This window comes from Serratia sp. JKS000199, from assembly GCF_900215455.1.
GTDB lineage: Bacteria > Pseudomonadota > Gammaproteobacteria > Enterobacterales > Enterobacteriaceae > Serratia > Serratia ureilytica.
On sequence record NZ_LT907843.1, the window covers coordinates 301,435 to 320,806 of the forward strand.

Genomic DNA, 19,372 nt, shown 5'->3' on the forward strand with positions numbered 1-19,372 from the left:
GCGAGAAAGGACGGGACGGAGGGTGGGAAACAGGTGATTCATTCGCGCGCTTACATTAGGCTGTGGCAACGCTGCGCGGCATCGAGGAGAAAAATACGTGCGCATTGGCATCGATTTGGGTGGAACGAAAATTGAAGTGATTGCGTTGGCGGACGACGGGCGGGAGCTGTTTCGCCATCGTATCGCCACGCCGCGCCATGACTACCGGCAAACTCTGGCGGCGATCGCCGGGCTGGTGAAACTGGCCGAGGATCATACCGGCGAACGGGGATCGGTCGGGATCGGCATTCCCGGCACGCTGTCGCCGTTTACCGGGCGGGTGAAAAACGCCAACTCGGTGTGGCTCAACGGCCAACCGCTGGACGAGGATCTGTCTGCGCTGCTGACGCGAGAGGTGCGCATCGCCAACGATGCCAACTGTCTGGCGGTGTCGGAAGCCACCGATGGCGCCGGCGCCGGCGCGAAAACCGTGTTTGCGGTTATCATCGGCACCGGCTGCGGCGCCGGCGTGGCGCTGAACGGCCAGGCGCATGCCGGCGGCAACGGCATCGCCGGTGAATGGGGGCACAATCCGCTGCCGTGGCAGGATGACGATGAGCTGCGTTACGCCCGCGAAGTGCCGTGTTACTGCGGCAAGCCGGGTTGCATCGAAACCTTTGTTTCCGGCACCGGTTTCGCCACCGACTATGCGCGCCTGAGCGGCAATGCGCTGCAAGGGCATGAGATCATGGCGCTGAGCGAGCGGGGCGATGCGTTGGCGGAGCAGGCGATTGGCCGCTACGAAATGCGGCTGGCGAAATCGCTGGCGCACGTGATCAACATGCTGGATCCGGATGTGGTGGTGCTCGGCGGCGGTATGAGCAACGTGGATCGTCTGTATCGCACGGTGCCGCAACTGGTGAAAGGCTGGGTGTTCGGCGGCGAGTGTGAAACGCCGATCCGCAAGGCCGTTCACGGCGACTCCAGCGGCGTGCGCGGTGCGGCCTGGCTGTGGCCGCAACAGCAGCGCTAAGCGTTGCAACAAAGCGCGAGGCTGCTCGCGCTTTAAACCCTTTCCTGTACAAAAACTGGACGGCGCTTTATGCTTTAGCTAACTTAGCTAAGGAGGACGCGTATGCCGATTCAGGCCAATATGCACGAAGCCAAATCCAATCTGAGCCAGTTGGCGGACAGAGCCGCGGAGGGAGAAACCGTGATTATTGCAAAAGCAGGGAAGCCGTACGTACAGCTGGTCGCCATCAAGGGGGAAGCGCGCCGCCCTGGCGCCGCCAAGGGCAGGTTCACCGTGCCGGCGGATTTCAACGCCGGGGATGCGGCCATTGCGGCGTTGTTTGAGGGCGATGAATGAAGCGCTTGCTGCTGGATACCCACGCGTTGCTGTGGTGGCTGATTGATGACGCCTGCCTGGGCGCGAACGCCAAAAGGCAGATCGCCGATCCCGGCAATGCGGTGTACGTCAGCGCGGCCAGCATTTGGGAGATCTCGATCAAGCAGGCGCTGGGCAAACTGGCGCTGCCGGAAGACATCTTTGCGATCATCGAGGCCGAGGATTTTCTGTCTTTGCCGATGGACGCCTTTCACTGCCAACAGGCCGGGCAGCTGCCGCCCCATCATCAAGATCCTTTCGATCGCATGCTGATCGCACAGGCGCAGGCCGAGGGGCTGACGCTGATCTCCGCCGACGCGGTGTTTCCGCAGTACGGCGTGCGGGTGGCGGACGCCCGCCGTTAAGCCGGCTTTTCCTCGCTTTCGCTGCGCACCCGTTCGATATGAATGGTCAGAAACATCATCTCTTCCGTGGTGAGCTGATGCTGATAGTGCTTTTCGATGTGGCGGTTGATCTTACCGGCGCAGGCGAATGACTCGGGGTACTTCTCTTTCACCACCTGATACAGCGAATCGTCGTCGCTGTCGACGTAGTTTTTCCCCAGCAGCCGTTGGGCGAAAAATTTCAAGTGGGTGACGAACCGGTGGTAGCTCAGGGATTCCTCGTTGTAATCAAAGCGGAAATGGTACTTGACCAGGTTGAGGATCTCTTGCATCACGCGGGTAATGTGCAGCGTGTTGTGCATCTCGTCGTTAAGCTGAGCGTTGACCAGGTGCAGGGCGATAAATCCGGCTTCGTCCTCCGGCAACACGGTATCCAGCCGCTGTGCGATCAGGGCCAGCGCCTCCAGCCCGACGGCGAATTCGGCCGGATAGAGTTTTTTAATCTCCCACAGCAGCGCATTCTTGATATCCAGCCCTTGCGCATGGCGCTGCAGGGCGAAGTGGATGTGATCGGTCAGCGTGATGTAGACGATGTTATGCAACTTGCCCGGCAGCCGTTCGCGGGCAAGGGTAATAATCCTGTCGGCGGTGGTGACGCAGGCCAATGGGATCTCGGCGAGCAGCTCTTTATAGCGCTCGGCGATTTCTCCGCCGTTATGGGTGAAGACCTTTTCGATCAGGCTTTCGTCCAGCGTATCGCCGGGCTTCTTTTTAAAGCCGATTCCTTTTCCCATCACCACCGTCTCTGCCTGACGGTCGTCCAGCGTAATCACCACGTTATTATTGAGTATTTTAGCGATTTTCATGGTTTTTCCCGGTGTTTCAGCATCCTGAAAACGAAAAAACCTGACGCCCGGAAGCGATCCCGGGCGTCAGGTTTTGCCTGTATTTTATCTTTCTGCCCTGCGGCCTGAGCGGCGGAGGGGATACAGTAACAATCCTGTTATGCTGGCATAATAACCCGTGCCCGCCGCGGCTCAACGCTTTTCACCGTGGAGTGCTGCCGCGGTCACACTTCTGCGCCGCGAGCCGCGGGATCATTCCAGCCTGAAGTGCGCCTCCAGCCGGCTGACGCCGAGCCCGTTGACCTTTTTCACCTTGATCTGCACCGGAATGCGTTCTTTCATCGCCTCGACGTGGCTGATCACGCCGATGGTTTTGCCGGAGGCGTTCAGGCTGTCCAGCGCATCCAGCGCGGTGTCGAGGGTTTCGGCGTCCAGCGTGCCGAAGCCTTCATCGAGGAACAGCGAGTCGATGCTGGTTTTATGGCTGACCAGATCGGACAACGCCAGCGCCAACGCCAGGCTGACCAGGAAGCTCTCGCCGCCGGACAGGGTGCGGGTATCGCGCAGCGCGTCCGCCTGCCAGGTGTCCACCACCTGCAGCTCCAGCGCATCGCTGGTCTTGCGCTGCAGCAGGTAGCGCCCGTGCAGCCGGCCGAGCTGCCGGTTGGCCAGATAGACCAGATGATCGAGCGTCAGCCCTTGGGCGAAACGGCGGAATTTGTCGCCTTCTTTCGAGCCGATCAGCTGGTTGAGGTAGCTCCAGTCGTCGTAGTCTTGCTGGCTGCGGGCGATTTGCTCGAACAGCGCCTGTTGATTGAGACGACGGGCGGCGTCGCTTTCCAGCTGGTTGCGCAGTTCGCCCTGGCTCAGCTGCAGCGCCTTCAACTGCTGTGCCAGCTCGGCCAGCGATTGGGTGAGCGCGTCGAGATCCGCGTTGGCTTCATCCACCCCTTCAGGGAGGTTCAGCCGATGCTGCTCCAGCGTTTGCGTCGCCTGAGTCAGCAGGGCCGCAGCCTCTACCTGCCGCTGTTGCAGTTGCTCTTTGCGCTGCTGCAATTCGCGGCGCAGGGCGTCGTCCAGCAGCGCGGCGGCGAAGGCGGTTTCATCGGCGAATTCGCTGTCGGCCAGCGCCTGCTGCCATTGCTGCTGCGCCTGCTGCAGCCGTTCCTGCATTTGGGTGTGCTGTTGTTGTAACCCGGCCTGTTGGCCGGCCAGGCGTTCGCGCAGCTCCTGCGCCTTTTGCCACTGCTCGGCGGCCTGCAAGCAAGCCTGTTCACAGGCGGTTTGTTTGGCGCGCAGCTGTTCCCGCACCTCGGCGACCCGCTGTTCGCCGAACAGCGCCAACCGCTGCGTACGCCGCTCGGCGAGGGTTTTCTCGCCTTCCTGCCAGCGTTGTTGCAGGTCTTGCTGCTGTTGCAGGCTGTCGGCATGGGTTTTCTGCAGCAGCGTAAAGCGCTCTTCGAGCAGCGCCAGCTGTTGCTGCGCCTGCTGCTGCTGCGTTTGCAGAGCGGCGAGCGCGTCTTTTGCCTGCTGTACCGCCTGCGCCGCCTGTTCATGCTGCTGCAGCGCCTGTTGCCCGCACCGCTCTTCGTCGTCGCAGCCGCTCAGCCAGGCGCTGAGTCGCTCGCTCTCCGCCAGCGTAAAGTCGAACGCCAGCGGTGCGCTGAGCTGCTGCCACTGCTGCTGTTGGGCAGCCAGCTGCTGTTCATCCTGCGCGATAGCCTGCTGCTGGCGTTGCTGCTGCTCTCGCAGGCCTTCACAGCGGGTGCGCAACTCGGTGCCCTGGGTTTGCAGTTTCTCGGCGAGGGTGCGCATCTCAACCAAGCGTTGTTCCGTCGCCGAAGGCTGCACTGCCTGATATTGCTCGACCGCCGGATGGCTGGTGGAGCCGCACAGCGGGCAGGGGGCGCCGCTCTGCAACAGGGCGCGCTCCGCTTCCAGACTGACGATGCGTTTTTCCAGCTCGTGGATCCGCTCCACTTCCTGCAGCTGCGCCTTGTGCTGTTTGAATTGCTGACGCGCGTTCTCCAGCTGGTGTTGCAGCCCGGCGAGCTGCGTTTGCCGCTCGGCGTGCTCCGCCTGTTGCCGGGCCAGACGCTCGCGGGTCTGACGGTAAAGGGAAGCGAGCGTAAATAACTGCTGGCGCGTCGGGCGCAGGTCTGCCAGGGTGCTCAGGCGCTGGCGCAGCGGGGCCAGCGGCGTTTGCGCCTCCAACGCCTGCTGCTGTTGCTGTTGAGCGGCCAGCGCTTCACTCAGCGCATTCAACTGCTGCTGATGCTGTGCGGCCTGCGTCGTCAGCAAACTGCGCTGAGCGGTGAGCTGCTCCAGCGTCGTTTGCTGCTGGGCGCACTGCTGCGCGGCGGCATCGACGGCCTGTCGCCGTTCGGCCTGGGTCGATAGCAGTTGGGCTATTTGGTGGTCAAGCGGAGCGACTTGCTCATCGATCAGCTGTTGCTGCTGCCGCATATGCTCGGCATGGGTTTGCTGCGCCAGGCGGGCTTTTTCCACCGCCTGCTGCAGCGGTGCCAGCTGCGCCGAGTGCTGTTCCTGTTGCTGCGTCAGCTGGGCAGCCTGCTGTTGTATCGTTTGTAGCTCGGTGCGGCAGCGATCGCGTTCGCCGCGCAGCGGCCGCAATTTCTCGGCCGGTTCGCTGAGCGCCAGCCGCTGCAACTGCGGGGCGGCCTCGGCCTGCTCGCGCTGGGCGGTTTCCAGCCGCCGTTGACCCTCGTTTTGCTGTTGCCGGAGGCGTTGCCATTGTTGCAGCCAGCTCAGCGCCTGTTGCTGTTGCTGAGTTTGCTCGCCGAGAGCACTTTCCTGCGCGCTCAGCGCCGCCAGCTGTTCGGTCAGAGACTGGCGCTGCTCGTCGTTCAGCAGTTCGATGCCGCTGGCGCGTTGGTGCAACGCATCCAGGTCAGTTTTGGCCTGCTTGTGCGACTCGAACACCTGCTCGGACAGCCGCCCATAGATTTCGGTGCCGGTCAGCTCTTCCAACAGCTCGGCGCGATCGTTGGCGTCGGCGTTGAGGAAGGCGGCGAACTGCCCCTGAGACAGCATCATCGATTTGGTGAAGCGGCCGAAGTCCAGTCCGGTGATGGCGGCGGTGAGCTCCAGCTTGTCGCGTACTTTGTCCGCCAGGATCTTGCCGTCCTCGCGGCGCGCCAGTTCGACCTTCGGCGCCTGCAGGTTGCCGTCCGGCGCATTTTTGGCGCGGCGCTGGCTCCAGAAGGCGCGATAGCCGACGCCCTTGACCTCGAACTCGACCTCCGCCAGCGACTCGGCGGTGTGGCGGGTCATCAGCTCATTCTGGCTCGGCGTGACGTTGAGGCGCGGCGTTTGGTGATACAGCGCCAGGCAAATGGCGTCCAGCAGGGTGGTTTTGCCCGCGCCGGTCGGGCCGGTAATGGCGAACAGGCCGTTGCTGGCGAAAGGCTCGGCGGTGAAGTCAATTTTCCATTCGCCCTGCAGCGAGTTGAGGTTTTTTAACCGCAGGCTGAGGATCTTCATGAATTCGTCTCCTCGGCGTTGTGCTGCACCGCCTCGACCACCTGGCGGAACATCTGGCGCATCCGCTGTTGACGCGTTTCGGGCATCTCAGCCTCCTGCGCCAACCTGCGCTCGAACACCTCGTTGACGCTCAGCTCGTTCAGCGTTTCCTTATCCTGCTGCGCAATCGCCTGGCGGCGCTGCTCTTTGCTGCGCCGCAACAGCACCACTTCCACCGGCAGCTCATCCGCCAGCAGCTGGATGCGGCGCTGGATGTCGCTGAGGTAGTCCTGCGTCGCCACTTCGATATCCAGCCACACCGGCAGCTCGCCGGCATAGTCGGCAAACTGCTGCAGTTGCCGTTCGATCTCGGCCAGATCCCCTTTGATCAGCTGCATGGGCTGGAACTGCGGGATCGTTAACGCATCTACCTGCTGGAGGGCGCCGTCGGCGAAATCGACCAGGAAGACGCTTTTGGCTTTGCCCAACTCATCAAAGCTGAGCGGGATCGGCGAGCCGCTATAGCGAATATGTTCCGACTTGGCGACGTTCTGCGCGCGGTGAATGTGGCCCAGCGCGATATAGTCGGCAGGGGGGAAGGCCTGCGCCGGGAAGGCGTCCAGGGTGCCGATATAGATATCGCGCACCGAGTCGGAGGTGGTGACACCGACGGTGGTCAGGTGGCCGGTGGCGACGATCGGCAGCGGCAGGCCCAGCCGATCGCGGCGCTCGCAGGCCGCCTGATACAGCGCCTGGTAATGTTCGGCGATGGCTTCCTGCAGCGCCTGCTGTTTCTGTACGCCGGATTCGCCGGCGCGGCTGGTGAGCAGATCGCGCGGCCGCAGAAACGGAATGGCGCACAGCACGGCACCCGGCTGACCGTCGCGCCGGTTAAGCACCACGATCTGCTGCTCGATGGCACCCTGCGCGCTCGCGATCACCGTGGTGTTCAGGCAAGAGAGCAGTTCCCGCGATTCGTTGAGCGTCGCGACCGAATCGTGGTTGCCGCCCAACACGACCAACTGGCAGCCGGTGCGCTGCAGGTCCACCACGAAGCGGTTGTACAGCTCGCGGGCGTAGCTGGGCGGTGAGCCGGTATCGAACAGATCCCCGGCGACGATCAGCGCATCCACCTGCTGCTGCTCGATCTGCTCGATCAGCCAGTTCAGAAAAGCCTGGTGCTCGGCGGCGCGGCTTTTGGTGAAAAAGTACTGGCCAAGATGCCAGTCAGAGGTGTGGATCAGGCGCATGACACTCCCGGATGCAAAGATAATGGCGATGATTATAAAGGCCGCGGCGGCGGCTGTCCCGGCGCAATGGCGATGACCATGGAATGATTTTTCTTTGCGCCGGGAAATAATCGCTATGCTTACTGCCTATAACAGCCGCTTTTTTTCATAAAAGTGTCACAAAACTGACGCATAATGGCGCCCGAAAAGTCGCTAACACATTGGCAGGATTGACGATGGCAAGACGCATACTGGTGGTGGAAGACGAAGCGCCGATCCGTGAGATGGTGTGCTTTGTGTTGGAACAAAATGGTTACCAACCGTTGGAAGCCGAGGATTATGACAGCGCCGTGACGCGTCTGTCTGAGCCGTTCCCTGATTTGGTGTTGCTTGACTGGATGTTGCCCGGGGGTTCCGGCATTCAGTTTATCAAACATATGAAGCGCGAAGCGCTGACCCGCGATATCCCGGTGATGATGTTGACCGCGCGCGGCGAAGAAGAAGACCGGGTGCGCGGCCTGGAAGTGGGGGCGGATGATTACATCACCAAGCCGTTCTCGCCCAAGGAGCTGGTGGCGCGCATCAAGGCGGTCATGCGCCGCATTTCACCGATGGCGGTGGAGGAGGTGATTGAAATGCAAGGGCTGAGCCTGGACCCGTCCTCCCACCGCGTGATGGCGAACGATCAGGCGCTGGACATGGGGCCGACCGAGTTCAAGCTGCTGCACTTCTTTATGACCCACCCGGAGCGGGTTTATAGCCGTGAGCAGTTGCTTAATCACGTCTGGGGCACTAACGTTTATGTGGAAGACCGTACCGTTGACGTGCATATCCGTCGGCTCCGCAAGGCGTTAGAAACCAGTGGGCATGATAAAATGGTTCAAACCGTTCGGGGCACCGGCTACCGGTTCTCAACGCGCTACTGATCGCGCTGCGCTGGAGAATATGCCGTGTTAGAACGTCTGTCGTGGAAGAGGCTGGCTCTGGAGCTGGCTCTTTTTTGTTTGCCCGCCTTACTGCTGGGGCTGATTTTCGGTTATCTGCCCTGGTTCCTGCTGGCCTCCGCGCTGGCTGCGCTGGTGTGGAATTTCTACAACCAGCTCAAACTCTCCCATTGGCTGTGGATCGACCGCAGCATGACGCCGCCGCCCGGCCGCTGGAGCTGGGAGCCGCTGTTTTATGGCCTGTATCAGATGCAGCAGCGCAACCGCCGCCGCCGGCGCGAGCTGGCGCTGCTTATCAAGCGTTTTCGCAGCGGGGCCGAATCGCTGCCTGACGCGGTGGTGATGACCACCGTCGAGGGCAACATCTTCTGGTGCAACGGGCTGGCGCAGCATCTGCTCGGCTTCCGCTGGCCGGAAGACAACGGCCAGCACATCCTTAACCTGCTGCGTTATCCGGAATTCAGCCACTATCTGCAACAGCAGGAGTTTTCGCGTCCGCTGACGCTGCAGTTGAACAACGAACACTACGTCGAATTCCGCGTGATGCCGTATTCCGAAGGGCAGTTGCTGATGGTGGCGCGCGACGTCACCCAGATGCGCCAGCTGGAGGGCGCGCGGCGCAACTTCTTCGCCAACGTCAGCCATGAGCTGCGCACGCCGCTGACGGTGCTGCAGGGCTACCTGGAGATGATGGGCGACGAAGAGCAGGACGGTTCGCTGCGCAGCAAGGCGCTCAGCACCATGCAAGAGCAGACCCGCCGGATGGACGGGCTGGTCAAGCAACTGCTGACGCTGTCGCGCATCGAGGCGGCGCCCAATGTCGACATGAACGAGCGGGTGGATATCCCGCTGATGCTGCGGGTGTTGCAGCGCGAGGCGCAATCGCTGAGCGGCGGCAATCATGAGATCACCTTCCGGGTGAACGAACAGCTCAACGTGTTCGGCAATGAAGACCAGTTGCGCAGCGCGGTGTCTAACCTGGTGTACAACGCGGTCAACCACACGCCGAAGGGCACCCATATCGAAGTGAGCTGGCAACAGACGGCGCATGGCGCGCAGTTCCAGGTCAGCGACAACGGGCCGGGCATCGCCGCCGAACACCTTCCGCGCCTGACCGAGCGTTTTTACCGCGTCGACAAGGCCCGCTCGCGCCAGACCGGCGGCAGCGGGCTGGGGCTGGCGATCGTCAAGCACGCGCTCAGCCATCACGACGCGCGGCTGGAGATCCTCAGCGAACCGGGGATCGGCACCCGCTTTATCTTTACCTTACCCAATCGGTTGATTGTTCCCGCCGCTTTATCAGAGAATGCGGTGAAAAATTAACGCGAGACACCGGTATGACCCGAATAACCCGAGGGCTGTTGCTTTGCCTGGCGCTGCTGGCCGGACGCGGCGCGCTGGCGCAGCCCGACGGCATGCTGGCGGGCAACCTGTCCAGCGTCGGTTCCGACACGCTGGCGAATCTGATGGCGCTGTGGGCGCAGGATTTCAGTCAGCATTACCCCAACGTTAACCTGCAGATCCAGGCCGCCGGTTCGTCGACCGCGCCGACCGCCTTGGCGGCGGGCGCCGCGCAGCTGGGCCCGATGAGCCGGCCGATGAAGGCGGCCGAGGTCTCGGCGTTCGAACACCGTTACGGCTATGCGCCGCTGGCGGTGCCGGTAGCGGTGGATGCACTGGTGGTGTTGGTGCATCAGGACAATCCGCTGCGCGGCCTCAATCTGCAGCAGCTCGATCGCATTTTCTCCGCCACCCGGCGCTGCGGCGAAAGCAAACCGCTGACGCGCTGGGGCGAGCTGGGGCTGAGTGGCGACTGGGCGACGCGTTCGCTGCAGCGTTTCGGCCGCAACTCGGCGTCCGGCACCTACGGCTATTTCAAACTGCGTGCGCTGTGCGGCGGCGATTTTATGCCGCGCGTCAATGAGCTGCCCGGCTCGGCCTCGGTGGTGCAGGCGGTGGCCGGTTCGCTCAACGGCATCGGCTACGCCAGCATTGGCTTTCGCGCCAGCGGCGTGCGGCTGCTGCCATTGGCGGAGTCGGGAGAGGACTATGTCGCGCCTACCGCCGCCAACGTGCGCAACGATCGCTACCCGCTGTCGCGCTATCTGTATATCTACATCAACAAAGCCCCCCATCAACCGCTGGAGCCGCTAACCGCCGCGTTCCTCGATCGCGTGCTGTCGACACCAGGCCAGAGCCTGGTCAACCACGACGGCTATCTGCCGCTGCCGCCGGCCACCCTGCAGAAGACCCGTCAGGCGCTGGGGCTGCCACCGCTCGCGCCGGCCATGGCGCAATAAGCGACAAAAAACGGCGTAATTTTCACCTTTTTTTATGGCGAAACGAAGCTCATACCACGCGAAAATCGGCTTTTTATTGGCGATTTCGAGCGGTAAAGCGATATATGCTTCACGTTTTGTGAATTCATTGTTCAAAAATGATACAAATCATGTAGTGTATATTTATTGATAACCAATATGATCGACTGGTGGCTAAAGTTTATATGGTCGATAGCTCTGCTTTTCGCCGTGCGCCTTGCCTTGAAGCGCTATAAACGTTTACCTTAGCCTTCGTTGTCGGATTAAACCTCCATTTTTATAACTCCTAAAATTTTGCCCATCTTTATGAGCGGCCACTTTCGAATAGGGACATAAACGCCGGATCGACTGCGTTTAGGGTGCTTATTTGGCGCGGCGACGATCGGGCATGCCGGCAACCGGGTGGGGCGTCACGCCACCACGCTATCGGACCCTTTTTTTATTTGAACAGGCAACACGACATCGTATGAGTCATCGTTTAACGTCAAAAGATATCCTGGCACTGGGCTTTATGACCTTTGCCTTATTCGTCGGGGCCGGGAACATCATCTTCCCGCCGATGGTCGGTTTGCAGTCCGGTGAACACGTCTGGACTGCGGCGCTGGGCTTCCTGATCACCGCCGTGGGCCTGCCGGTCATCACCGTTATCGCGCTAGCGCGCGTCGGCGGCGGCATCGACGCCCTCAGTTCGCCAATCGGCCGCGGCGCCGGCTTGCTGCTGGCGACCGTCTGCTACCTGGCCGTCGGCCCGTTGTTCGCGACGCCGCGTACCGCCACCGTGTCCTTCGAAGTGGGCATCGCCCCGCTGACCGGCGACGGCGCCATGCCGCTGTTCATCTACAGCCTGGTGTACTTCGCGCTGGTGATCGGCATCTCTCTGTATCCGGGCCGCCTGCTCGATACCGTCGGCCATGTGCTGGCGCCGCTGAAGATCGTCGCGCTGGCCGTACTGGGCATCGCCGCGCTGCTGTGGCCTGCCGGTGCGCCGATTCCGGCGACGACGGCTTATCAGAGCGTGCCTTTCTCCTCCGGCTTCGTTAACGGCTATCTGACCATGGATACGCTGGGCGCGCTGGTGTTCGGCATCGTTATCGTCAACGCGGCGCGTTCGCGCGGCGTGAAAGACGCCGGTTTGTTGACCCGCTACACCATTCTGGCCGGTTTGATCGCCGGCGTGGGCCTGACGCTGGTGTACCTGAGCCTGTTCAAACTGGGTTCCGGCAGCGGCGCGCTGGTGCCGGACGCCACCAACGGCGCGGTGATCCTGCACGCTTACGTTCAGAACACCTTTGGCGGCCTCGGCAGCTTCTTCCTGGCGGCGCTGATCTTCATCGCCTGCATGGTGACCGCGGTGGGCCTGACCTGTGCCTGCGCCGAGTTCTTCGCGCAATACCTGCCGTTCTCTTACAAGACGCTGGTGTTTATTCTGGGCCTGTTCTCGATGGTGGTGTCCAACCTCGGCCTGAGCCACCTGATCCAGATCTCCATTCCGGTGCTGACCGCGATTTACCCGCCGTGCATCGTGCTGGTGGTGCTGAGCTTCACCCTGCGTTGGTGGCACAGCGCGCCGCGCATCATCGCGCCGGTGATGCTTGTCAGCCTGTTGTTTGGTATCCTTGACGCGGTGAAAGCGTCCAGCTTCCAGCAGCTGCTGCCGGCCTGGACCACTCACCTGCCGCTGGCGGAGCAGGGGTTGGCATGGTTGCCGCCTTCGCTGCTGATGCTGGCGCTGGTCGCGATTTATGATCGGGTGTGCACGCGTTCCCAAGTGACCGCGCACTGATAATCCCCCGGCTTAATCTAGGGCCACGGACATGTCCGTGGCTTTTTTACGTTTAAAACTATGGGTCATTTTCATGCAACAACAGTCACCCACCACTGTCCCCGACAATAAGCTGAAACGCGGCCTCAGCACGCGTCATATCCGCTTTATGGCGTTGGGGTCGGCCATCGGCACCGGCTTGTTCTACGGCTCGGCGGACGCCATCAAAATGGCCGGCCCGAGCGTGCTGCTGGCTTACCTGATCGGCGGCATCGTGGCCTTTATCATCATGCGCGCACTGGGGGAGATGTCGGTCAACAACCCACAGGCCAGCTCATTTTCCCGCTATGCGCAGGACTACCTCGGCCCGATGGCGGGTTACATCACCGGCTGGACTTACTGCTTTGAAATCCTGATCGTCGCCATCGCCGACGTGACCGCTTTCGGCATCTATATGGGGGTCTGGTTCCCGGAAGTGCCGCACTGGATCTGGGTGCTGAGCGTGGTGCTGATCATCGGCGCCATCAACCTGATGAGCGTCAAGGTATTCGGCGAGCTGGAGTTCTGGTTCTCGTTCTTCAAGGTCGCCACCATCATCATCATGATCGCGGCCGGCATCGGCATCATCATCTGGGGTATCGGCAACGGCGGGCAACCGACCGGCATTCATAACCTGTGGTCGAACGGCGGCTTCTTCAGCAACGGCTTTATCGGCATGATCCTGTCGCTGCAGTTGGTGATGTTCGCTTACGGCGGCATTGAAATCATCGGCATCACCGCCGGCGAAGCCAAAGATCCGAAAAAATCGATTCCCAAAGCCATCAACTCGGTGCCGTGGCGCATTCTGGTGTTCTACGTCGGCACGCTGTTCGTCATTATGTCTATCTACCCGTGGAACCAGGTGGGCACCAACGGCAGCCCGTTCGTGCTGACCTTCCAGCATATGGGCATCACCGTGGCGGCGGGCATTCTCAACTTCGTGGTGATCACCGCTTCGCTGTCGGCGATCAACAGCGACGTGTTCGGCGTCGGCCGCATGCTGCACGGCATGGCCGAGCAGGGCCACGCGCCGAAAATGTTCAGCAAGGTGTCGAAGCGCGGCATTCCCTGGGTGACGGTGGTGGTGATGATGCTGGCGCTGCTGCTGGCGGTATACCTCAACTACATCATGCCGGAGAGCGTGTTCCTGGTGATCGCGTCCCTGGCGACCTTCGCCACCGTGTGGGTGTGGATCATGATCCTGTTCTCCCAAATCGCCTTCCGCCGCAGCCTGAGCAAAGAGCAGGTGAAGCAGCTGGCGTTCCCGCTGCGCGGCGGGGTATTCACCTCGGTGGTGGCGATCGTGTTCCTGGTGTTCATCATCGGCCTGATCGGCTACTTCCCGACCACGCGCGTCTCGCTGTACGCCGGCCTGGTCTGGGTGGTATTGCTGCTGGCGGGGTACTGGTTCAAGGTCAACCGCCAGAAAAAACGCGCGCTGCTGGCGACGCAGCAAGACTAAATGGAAAAACACCGGCTAAGGCCGGTGTTTTTTTAGCGTTTGTCTTCCGCTTCCTCATCCCCGGCGGCGCGCGCTTCGATGCGTATGCCGCCGTCGTTCAGGCGTTCCTCCTCTTCCTCGCCGGCGCAGCGCGCCAGCACTTCGCGAATGTCCTGCAGGTTGCCGCTGAGGGCGCTCAGCGAAGGTTGCAGATTGCGGGGCATGTGGCTTTCATCCAGCAAAGCGTTGTGCAGGCAGCCGATAAACAGCAGGGTGGCCATCAGGGTAAACAGCCGATGACGTATCCGTTTCAGCAAGGGCTTTCCCTCTCGGTGGTGAAGGTGAGGGCGCATTAACGCCGTTTTCGCCGGGGAAAAGAAGGGGATGGAGATATCTGCTGGCAATTGAAAGCGAATAATTACCAGCAGACACAGTTACGTCAGCCGACGTCAGGAAGCGTTCGCGCTTTGTTGCAGCATGCCGCGCAGGTCATTGCCGGTCGGTGTCTGATGCACGCGCAGGCCGAACTCGTCGATCACCGCCAGAATATGGTCGAAAATATCCGCCTGAATGCTTTCGTACTCCGCCCAGACCGTGGTGTTGGTGAAGGCGTAGATTTCCAGCGGCAGACCCTCCGGCGTCGGCGCCAGCTGGCGCACCATCAGCGTCATGTTCTGGTGAATGCGCGGGTGAGCGCGCAGGTAGGCTTCCAGATAGGCGCGCAGCGTGCCGAGGTTGGTCAGGCGGCGGCCGTTGAGCGGCGAGGCCAGATCGACGGCGATCTCCTGGTTGTGCTGGCTCAGCTCCTGGGTCTTAACGTTCAGGTAGCTGTGCAGCAGCGGGTTGCGCTGCAGGCGGCGCTGTTCCTCTTCCGACAGGAAGTGCACGCTGCCGGTGTCGATATTCAGGCTGCGCTTGATGCGGCGCCCGCCGGATTCCGACATCGACCGCCAGTTTTTGAACGAGTCGGAGATCAGCGCGTAGGTGGGAATGGTGGTGACGGTGTTGTCCCAGTTACGCACTTTGACCGTGGTCAGGCCGATGTCGGTGACCGCGCCGTCGGCGCCGTATTTCGGCATTTCCAGCCAGTCGCCGACCTTCAGCATATCGTTGGCGGAGAGCTGGATGCCGGCCACCAGCCCGAGGATCGGATCCTTGAACACCAACATCAAAACCGCGGTCATGGCACCCAGGCCACTGAGCAGCAGCAGCGGCGATTTGCCCATCAGCAGCGAGACGATCATGATGCCGATCAGGATCGCCGCCACCAGTTTCAGGCCCTGGAAAATGCCGCGCAGCGGCAGCTGATTGGAGATCGGACTTTGGCGCAGCAGCGCCAGCAGCGTATCCAGCAACGAGAACAGCGACAGCAGGGTGAAGGCGAGGATCCACACCTGCGCGGCGGTAACGATCACCGCCTGGGTGTGGCTGCCGCTCTGCAGCCACAGCGTCGCCTGGATGCTGATGATCACCCCTTGCAGCAGCAGCGCCACGCGCTGGAACAGTTTGTATTGGGTGATGGCCTGTTGCCAGACGCGCTGCGATTGCTGGCCTCGGCGCTGAAGGGCAGCCAACACTACCCGGTGCAGCACCAGGTGGATCACCACCGAGATCAGAACAATCAACCCCAATACCATCAACAGCGACATCACTCCGCCGAATTCCAACCCAAATTGTTCCAGCCAGCGCGTTATCTGTTGTTGCATTACCGCTCCTTAAAAAATGCGCAAAAAATATCCTGTATGCTCAAAACGCGTTAGCCTAAGGGGTAACGTGCAGGATTTGTGCCTGTTTACCTTTTTTTACATCGAGTTAGCGTTATTTTTCGGTCTCCGCCCCCCGGCTCATCCCTGGGTTTTGCGGTCAGAGAGGAGGGGGAGTTGCACTTAACGTGGCATTGTTCGCTTCTTGAAGAATGCCGTCGATTTCGTTTGGTACAGCAGGAGAACAGTATGCTTAACGCCTGGCATCAACCGGTTCCGCCTTTTGTGGTGAAGCAAGGGCAACGTTTGGATATCACGCTGTGGTTACAAGGGGATGAGCTGCCGGAACGGGTGTTTTTGCGCGCCGAACCGGACAACGAAGAGTGGCTGTTGGTGATGAAAGCGCAGCGCCACGAGGGGATGCGGCGCTACCAGGCCAGCCTGACGCTGAATGAGGGCGAGCCGACGCGGCGTTACTGCTTCAAGCTGCTGTGGGCCGATCGCCAGCAGTGGTTCGGCCCGCAGGGCTGGTCGCCAACGCCGCCGGGCCAGCTGGCGCAGTTTGCCGTCGACGAGCCCGACAACGGCCCCGAATGGGTGGCGGATCAGCTGTTCTACCAGATTTTCCCCGATCGCTTCGCCAGCAGCGGCGGCGAGCACGGCATCCAAAGCGGCAGTTACCGCCATCACGCGGCCGGTGCCGAGGTAATTCGGCGCGACTGGCAGCATCCGCTGGAGGATAGCCACGCCGCCTCGACCTTTTACGGCGGCGATCTGGACGGCATCTGCGCCAAACTGCCGTATTTGCAGCAGCTGGGCGTGACGGCGCTGTATCTGAACCCGATTTTTACCGCGCCGAGCGTGCATAAGTACGATACCGAGGACTATTACCAGGTCGATCCGCACTTCGGCGGCAACGCGGCGCTGCAGCGTTTGCGAGTGAGCACTCACAAGGTGGGCATGAAACTGGTGTTGGACGGGGTCTTCAACCACACCGGCGACTCGCATCCGTGGTTCGACCGCCATCGCCAAGGGCAAAACGGCGCCTGCCACCATCCCGATTCGCCGTATCGCGGCTGGTTCAACTTCTACCCGGACGGCCGCGCGCTCGACTGGAAGGGTAACGCCAGCCTGCCGAAGCTCAACTTCGCCGAGCCGCAGGTGGCGGAAGCGATCTATCGCGGGGAAGGCAGCGTGGTGCGTCACTGGCTGCGCCCGCCGTACAGCATCGACGGTTGGCGGCTGGACGTGGTGCATATGCTGGGGGAGAACGGCGGCGCTGCCGGCAACCTGCGTCACCTGGCGGGCATCTATCAGGCGGTGAAGCAGGAGAATCCTCAGGCCTACGTAGTGGGCGAGCACTTTGGCGACGCGCGCCGCTGGCTGCACGCCGGCGTGGAGGATGCGGCGATGAACTACATGGGGTTCGCGCTGCCGGTGCGGGCGTTTTTGGCGGGGCTGGACGTGGCCTATCACCCGGTGCGGCTGGACGCCGCCGGGTGCGCGCAGTGGATGGACGGCTACCGCGCCGGGTTGCCGCACGGCCGCCAGCTGATCCAGTTCAACCAGCTGGACAGTCACGATACCGCGCGTTTCCTCACGCTGTTGCAGGGGAACGCGGCGCGCATGCAGATGGCGGCGGTGTGGTTGCTGAGCTGGATCGGCGTGCCTTGCCTCTATTACGGTGATGAGATTGGCCTGGACGGCGGCAACGATCCGTTCTGCCGCAAGCCGTTCCCGTGGGACGTCGGCGACTGGGATCGGCCGCTGCTGGCGCTGTTCCAGCGCATGGCCGCGCTGCGTAAACAGAGCCTGGCGCTGCGTCGCGGCGGCTGTCAGGTGCTGTACGCCAGCGGAGAAACGCTGGTGTTCGTGCGCCTGTATCAGCAGGAGCAGGTGCTGGTGGCGCTGCAGCGCGACGGCAGTGGCCAGGCGCAGCTGCCGCACAACCCGCTGTTGGCCCGCGGCCCGTGGCGGCGTGTGGAAGGGCGGGGAGAGTTGAGCGAAACGGCCGGCGGGCTGCGCCTGCAGCTGGCGGAAGAATCGGCCACCGTGTGGCGCTGTGAAGGCTAAGGGAACTGCGGGGGCCGAAGGGCCCCCGCGATTAAGGTGAGTGGGCGTTTACATCAGTAACCGACCGCGGAGCCTGCCGGGCGACGCACGTCGTTGGCGCCGTACAGGTAACCTTCGCGCACTTTGCCGGAAACCGCCGAATCGTTGCCGGAGTTGGCCGGGCTGACGCCCGCCGCGCCCGGCAAACCGACCAGAATCAGTTCGGCGGCGCCCCACGGCGTTTGTTCGACCATCTTATAGCCCATGCCGCTCAGCAGTTTTAGCGTATCGGCGGAAACGCCGCGCTGTTCGTAGTACACCTCATCCGGCAGCCATTGGTGATGGATGCGCGGCGCGTCCACCGCTTCCTGCGGCGCCATGCCGTGGTCGATCACGTTCAACGCGGTCTGCAGGGTGATGGTGATGATGCGCGAACCGCCAGGCGAGCCCAGCACCATAAAGATCTTGTTGTCCTTGGTCACCAGCGTCGGGCTCATTGACGATAGTGGGCGCTTACCGGGGGCAATGCTGTTGGCGGTGCCCTGCACCAGCCCGTACAGGTTTTTCTCGCCCACTTTGACCGTAAAATCGTCCATCTCGTCGTTGAGGAAGAAGCCGGTGCCCGGTGCGATCACCACGGCGCCGAAGCGGCCGTTGACGGTATAGGTGGTGGAGACCGCGTTGCCGTCATGGTCGACGATCGAATAGTGGGTGGTTTCCGGCTTCTCATGCGGTTCCATACCGGGCTGCACGTTTTCCGACGGCGTGGCCTTGTCCGCGACGATTTTCTTGCGGATCTGCTCGGCGTAGCTCTTGCTCACCAGCCGGTCGATCGGGTTCTTGATGAATTCCGGGTCGCCGAGGTAGGTGTTGCGGTCCATGTAGGCATGGCGCATCGCCTCGGTCATGGTGTGAATGGCCGCCGCCGAGTTGAAGCCCATGCTTTTCAGGTCATAGCCTTCCACCACGTTGAGGATTTCGCACAGCGTCACGCCGCCGGAGCTGGGAGGCGGCGCCGACACGAACTTGTAGCCGCGGTAGCTGCAGGTGATCGGTGGGGTTTCGGTGACTTTATAGTTGGCGAAGTCGGCCGCCGTCAAAATGCCGCCGCCCTGTTTGGCCGCCGCCTCTACCGCCTGCGGGATCTTGCCTTTGTAGAAGGCGTCGGTTCCCCCTTTGGCGATGGCTTCCAGCGTATTGGCCAGATCGGTTTGCACCAGTTTGTCCCCCGGCTGCAGCGGGCTGCCGTCCGGGCGCAGGAAGATTTTGGCCGACTCGGGATCCTGTTTGAAGCGTGCAACGGTGGTGTCGAGAATATCGGTATCAGCGCGGGTCAGCACAAAGCCTTCGCGCGCCAGCTTGATCGCCGGCGCCAGCACCTGTTCGCGGCTCAGTTTGCCGTACTTCTCACGCGCGGTTTCCATTCCCAGCACGGTGCCCGGTACGCCGGCCGCCAGATAGCCGTACAGGCTGGCGTCTTTCTTCACCTTGCCGTCGGCGTCCAGATACATGTTGGCGCTGGCCGCCGCCGGCGCAGTTTCACGGAAGTTGATGAAGGTGTCGGTGCCGTCCGCCAGGTGGACGGTCATAAAGCCGCCGCCGCCGATGTTGCCGCAGCAAGGGTTAACCACCGCCTGCGCATAGCCCACCGCCACGGCGGCATCGATGGCGTTGCCGCCCATCTTCAGGATATCCACGCCGACCTGCGAGGCCAGGTGTTGCGAGGTGACCACCATGCCGTTTTTGGCTTCCACCGCCGGGTTGGATGCCGCATACAGGCTGCCGCTGACCAGCAGCGCCGCCATGGTCAGGGGTTTGCTCCATTTCTGTAAAAACATAGTTATTC

Annotated in this window: 15 protein-coding genes; 9 read left to right on the forward strand and 6 right to left on the reverse strand. The window is 61.8% G+C overall.

Features of this window, described 5'->3' with window-relative positions; all coding sequences use genetic code 11:
- Positions 1-97 precede the first annotated feature (97 nt).
- The 3 genes from mak (at position 98) to CPH57_RS01515 (ending at position 1,731) form a co-directional block, all read left to right on the forward strand.
- A complete protein-coding gene (gene mak, locus CPH57_RS01505) occupies positions 98-1,012 on the forward strand; it encodes a fructokinase (RefSeq protein WP_046688346.1) in 915 nt (304 codons plus the stop codon).
- Positions 1,013-1,114: 102 nt separating this feature from the next.
- Positions 1,115-1,348 carry a type II toxin-antitoxin system Phd/YefM family antitoxin gene (locus tag CPH57_RS01510; protein WP_004940455.1) on the forward strand — a complete coding sequence of 78 codons (234 nt, stop codon included), beginning with the start codon at positions 1,115-1,117 and terminating at the stop codon, positions 1,346-1,348.
- Positions 1,345-1,731 (forward strand): type II toxin-antitoxin system VapC family toxin, encoded by a 387-nt coding sequence (locus CPH57_RS01515; RefSeq protein WP_015376820.1) that lies wholly within the window; start codon positions 1,345-1,347, stop codon positions 1,729-1,731. The genes CPH57_RS01510 and CPH57_RS01515 overlap by 4 nt, the downstream gene beginning before the upstream one ends.
- Here the strand turns inward: CPH57_RS01515 and licT are convergent.
- The 3 genes from licT to sbcD all read right to left on the reverse strand — a co-directional run bounded on the left by licT (position 1,728) and on the right by sbcD (position 7,288).
- Positions 1,728-2,576, reverse strand: a complete 849-nt coding sequence (licT, locus tag CPH57_RS01520) for a BglG family transcription antiterminator LicT (RefSeq protein ID WP_033642044.1) — start codon at positions 2,574-2,576, stop codon at positions 1,728-1,730. The two genes, CPH57_RS01515 and licT, sit on opposite strands and share 4 nt — an antisense overlap.
- Before the next feature lie 231 nt (positions 2,577-2,807).
- Positions 2,808-6,059: an exonuclease subunit SbcC gene (gene sbcC, locus CPH57_RS01525; RefSeq protein ID WP_096241948.1), complete on the reverse strand. Its 3,252-nt coding sequence runs from the start codon at positions 6,057-6,059 to the stop codon at positions 2,808-2,810.
- On the reverse strand, positions 6,056-7,288 hold the full coding sequence (sbcD, locus tag CPH57_RS01530; protein WP_096241949.1) for an exonuclease subunit SbcD: 1,233 nt from the start codon (positions 7,286-7,288) through the stop codon (positions 6,056-6,058). The genes sbcC and sbcD overlap by 4 nt, the downstream gene beginning before the upstream one ends.
- A 215-nt stretch (positions 7,289-7,503) precedes the next feature.
- Between sbcD and phoB the strand changes: the two genes are divergently transcribed.
- From phoB to proY, 5 genes are all read left to right on the forward strand, one after another.
- Positions 7,504-8,193 carry a phosphate response regulator transcription factor PhoB gene (gene phoB / locus CPH57_RS01535; RefSeq protein ID WP_004940438.1) on the forward strand — a complete coding sequence of 230 codons (690 nt, stop codon included), beginning with the start codon at positions 7,504-7,506 and terminating at the stop codon, positions 8,191-8,193.
- A 24-nt stretch (positions 8,194-8,217) separates the two neighbouring features.
- Positions 8,218-9,534: a phosphate regulon sensor histidine kinase PhoR gene (phoR, locus tag CPH57_RS01540; protein WP_004940434.1), complete on the forward strand. Its 1,317-nt coding sequence runs from the start codon at positions 8,218-8,220 to the stop codon at positions 9,532-9,534.
- Between the two features lie 14 nt (positions 9,535-9,548).
- Positions 9,549-10,511 carry a PstS family phosphate ABC transporter substrate-binding protein gene (locus CPH57_RS01545; protein WP_096241950.1) on the forward strand — a complete coding sequence of 321 codons (963 nt, stop codon included), beginning with the start codon at positions 9,549-9,551 and terminating at the stop codon, positions 10,509-10,511.
- A gap of 484 nt (positions 10,512-10,995) precedes the next feature.
- A complete protein-coding gene (gene brnQ / locus CPH57_RS01550) occupies positions 10,996-12,312 on the forward strand; it encodes a branched-chain amino acid transport system II carrier protein (protein ID WP_021504688.1) in 1,317 nt (438 codons plus the stop codon).
- A gap of 73 nt (positions 12,313-12,385) precedes the next feature.
- Positions 12,386-13,792, forward strand: a complete 1,407-nt coding sequence (proY, locus tag CPH57_RS01555; protein ID WP_033651183.1) for a proline-specific permease ProY — start codon at positions 12,386-12,388, stop codon at positions 13,790-13,792.
- A gap of 32 nt (positions 13,793-13,824) precedes the next feature.
- Here proY and CPH57_RS01560 read toward each other — a convergent pair whose 3' ends face one another.
- Positions 13,825-14,088 (reverse strand): hypothetical protein, encoded by a 264-nt coding sequence (locus CPH57_RS01560; RefSeq protein ID WP_096241951.1) that lies wholly within the window; start codon positions 14,086-14,088, stop codon positions 13,825-13,827.
- A 132-nt stretch (positions 14,089-14,220) separates the two neighbouring features.
- Positions 14,221-15,477 carry a mechanosensitive ion channel family protein gene (locus CPH57_RS01565; RefSeq protein ID WP_096241952.1) on the reverse strand — a complete coding sequence of 419 codons (1,257 nt, stop codon included), beginning with the start codon at positions 15,475-15,477 and terminating at the stop codon, positions 14,221-14,223.
- A gap of 246 nt (positions 15,478-15,723) precedes the next feature.
- On the opposite strand from CPH57_RS01565, the gene malZ reads away from it, so the two are divergent.
- Positions 15,724-17,547, forward strand: coding sequence for a maltodextrin glucosidase (malZ, locus tag CPH57_RS01570; protein WP_046688351.1), 1,824 nt, complete (start codon positions 15,724-15,726; stop codon positions 17,545-17,547).
- A 53-nt stretch (positions 17,548-17,600) separates the two neighbouring features.
- Here malZ and ggt read toward each other — a convergent pair whose 3' ends face one another.
- Positions 17,601-19,364 (reverse strand): gamma-glutamyltransferase, encoded by a 1,764-nt coding sequence (ggt, locus tag CPH57_RS01575; RefSeq protein ID WP_046688352.1) that lies wholly within the window; start codon positions 19,362-19,364, stop codon positions 17,601-17,603.
- Positions 19,365-19,372: the final 8 nt, after the last annotated feature.

Coding starts and splice junctions, on each gene's coding strand:
- brnQ (WP_021504688.1), top strand. CDS start 10,996: ATGAGTCATCGTTTAACGTCAAAAGATATCCTGGCACTGGGCTTTATG.
- CPH57_RS01545 (WP_096241950.1), top strand. CDS start 9,549: ATGACCCGAATAACCCGAGGGCTGTTGCTTTGCCTGGCGCTGCTGGCC.
- sbcD (WP_096241949.1), bottom strand. CDS start 7,288: ATGCGCCTGATCCACACCTCTGACTGGCATCTTGGCCAGTACTTTTTC.
- malZ (WP_046688351.1), top strand. CDS start 15,724: ATGCTTAACGCCTGGCATCAACCGGTTCCGCCTTTTGTGGTGAAGCAA.
- proY (WP_033651183.1), top strand. CDS start 12,386: ATGCAACAACAGTCACCCACCACTGTCCCCGACAATAAGCTGAAACGC.
- CPH57_RS01565 (WP_096241952.1), bottom strand. CDS start 15,477: ATGCAACAACAGATAACGCGCTGGCTGGAACAATTTGGGTTGGAATTC.
- ggt (WP_046688352.1), bottom strand. CDS start 19,364: ATGTTTTTACAGAAATGGAGCAAACCCCTGACCATGGCGGCGCTGCTG.
- licT (WP_033642044.1), bottom strand. CDS start 2,576: ATGAAAATCGCTAAAATACTCAATAATAACGTGGTGATTACGCTGGAC.
- CPH57_RS01515 (WP_015376820.1), top strand. CDS start 1,345: ATGAAGCGCTTGCTGCTGGATACCCACGCGTTGCTGTGGTGGCTGATT.
- sbcC (WP_096241948.1), bottom strand. CDS start 6,059: ATGAAGATCCTCAGCCTGCGGTTAAAAAACCTCAACTCGCTGCAGGGC.
- CPH57_RS01510 (WP_004940455.1), top strand. CDS start 1,115: ATGCCGATTCAGGCCAATATGCACGAAGCCAAATCCAATCTGAGCCAG.
- phoB (WP_004940438.1), top strand. CDS start 7,504: ATGGCAAGACGCATACTGGTGGTGGAAGACGAAGCGCCGATCCGTGAG.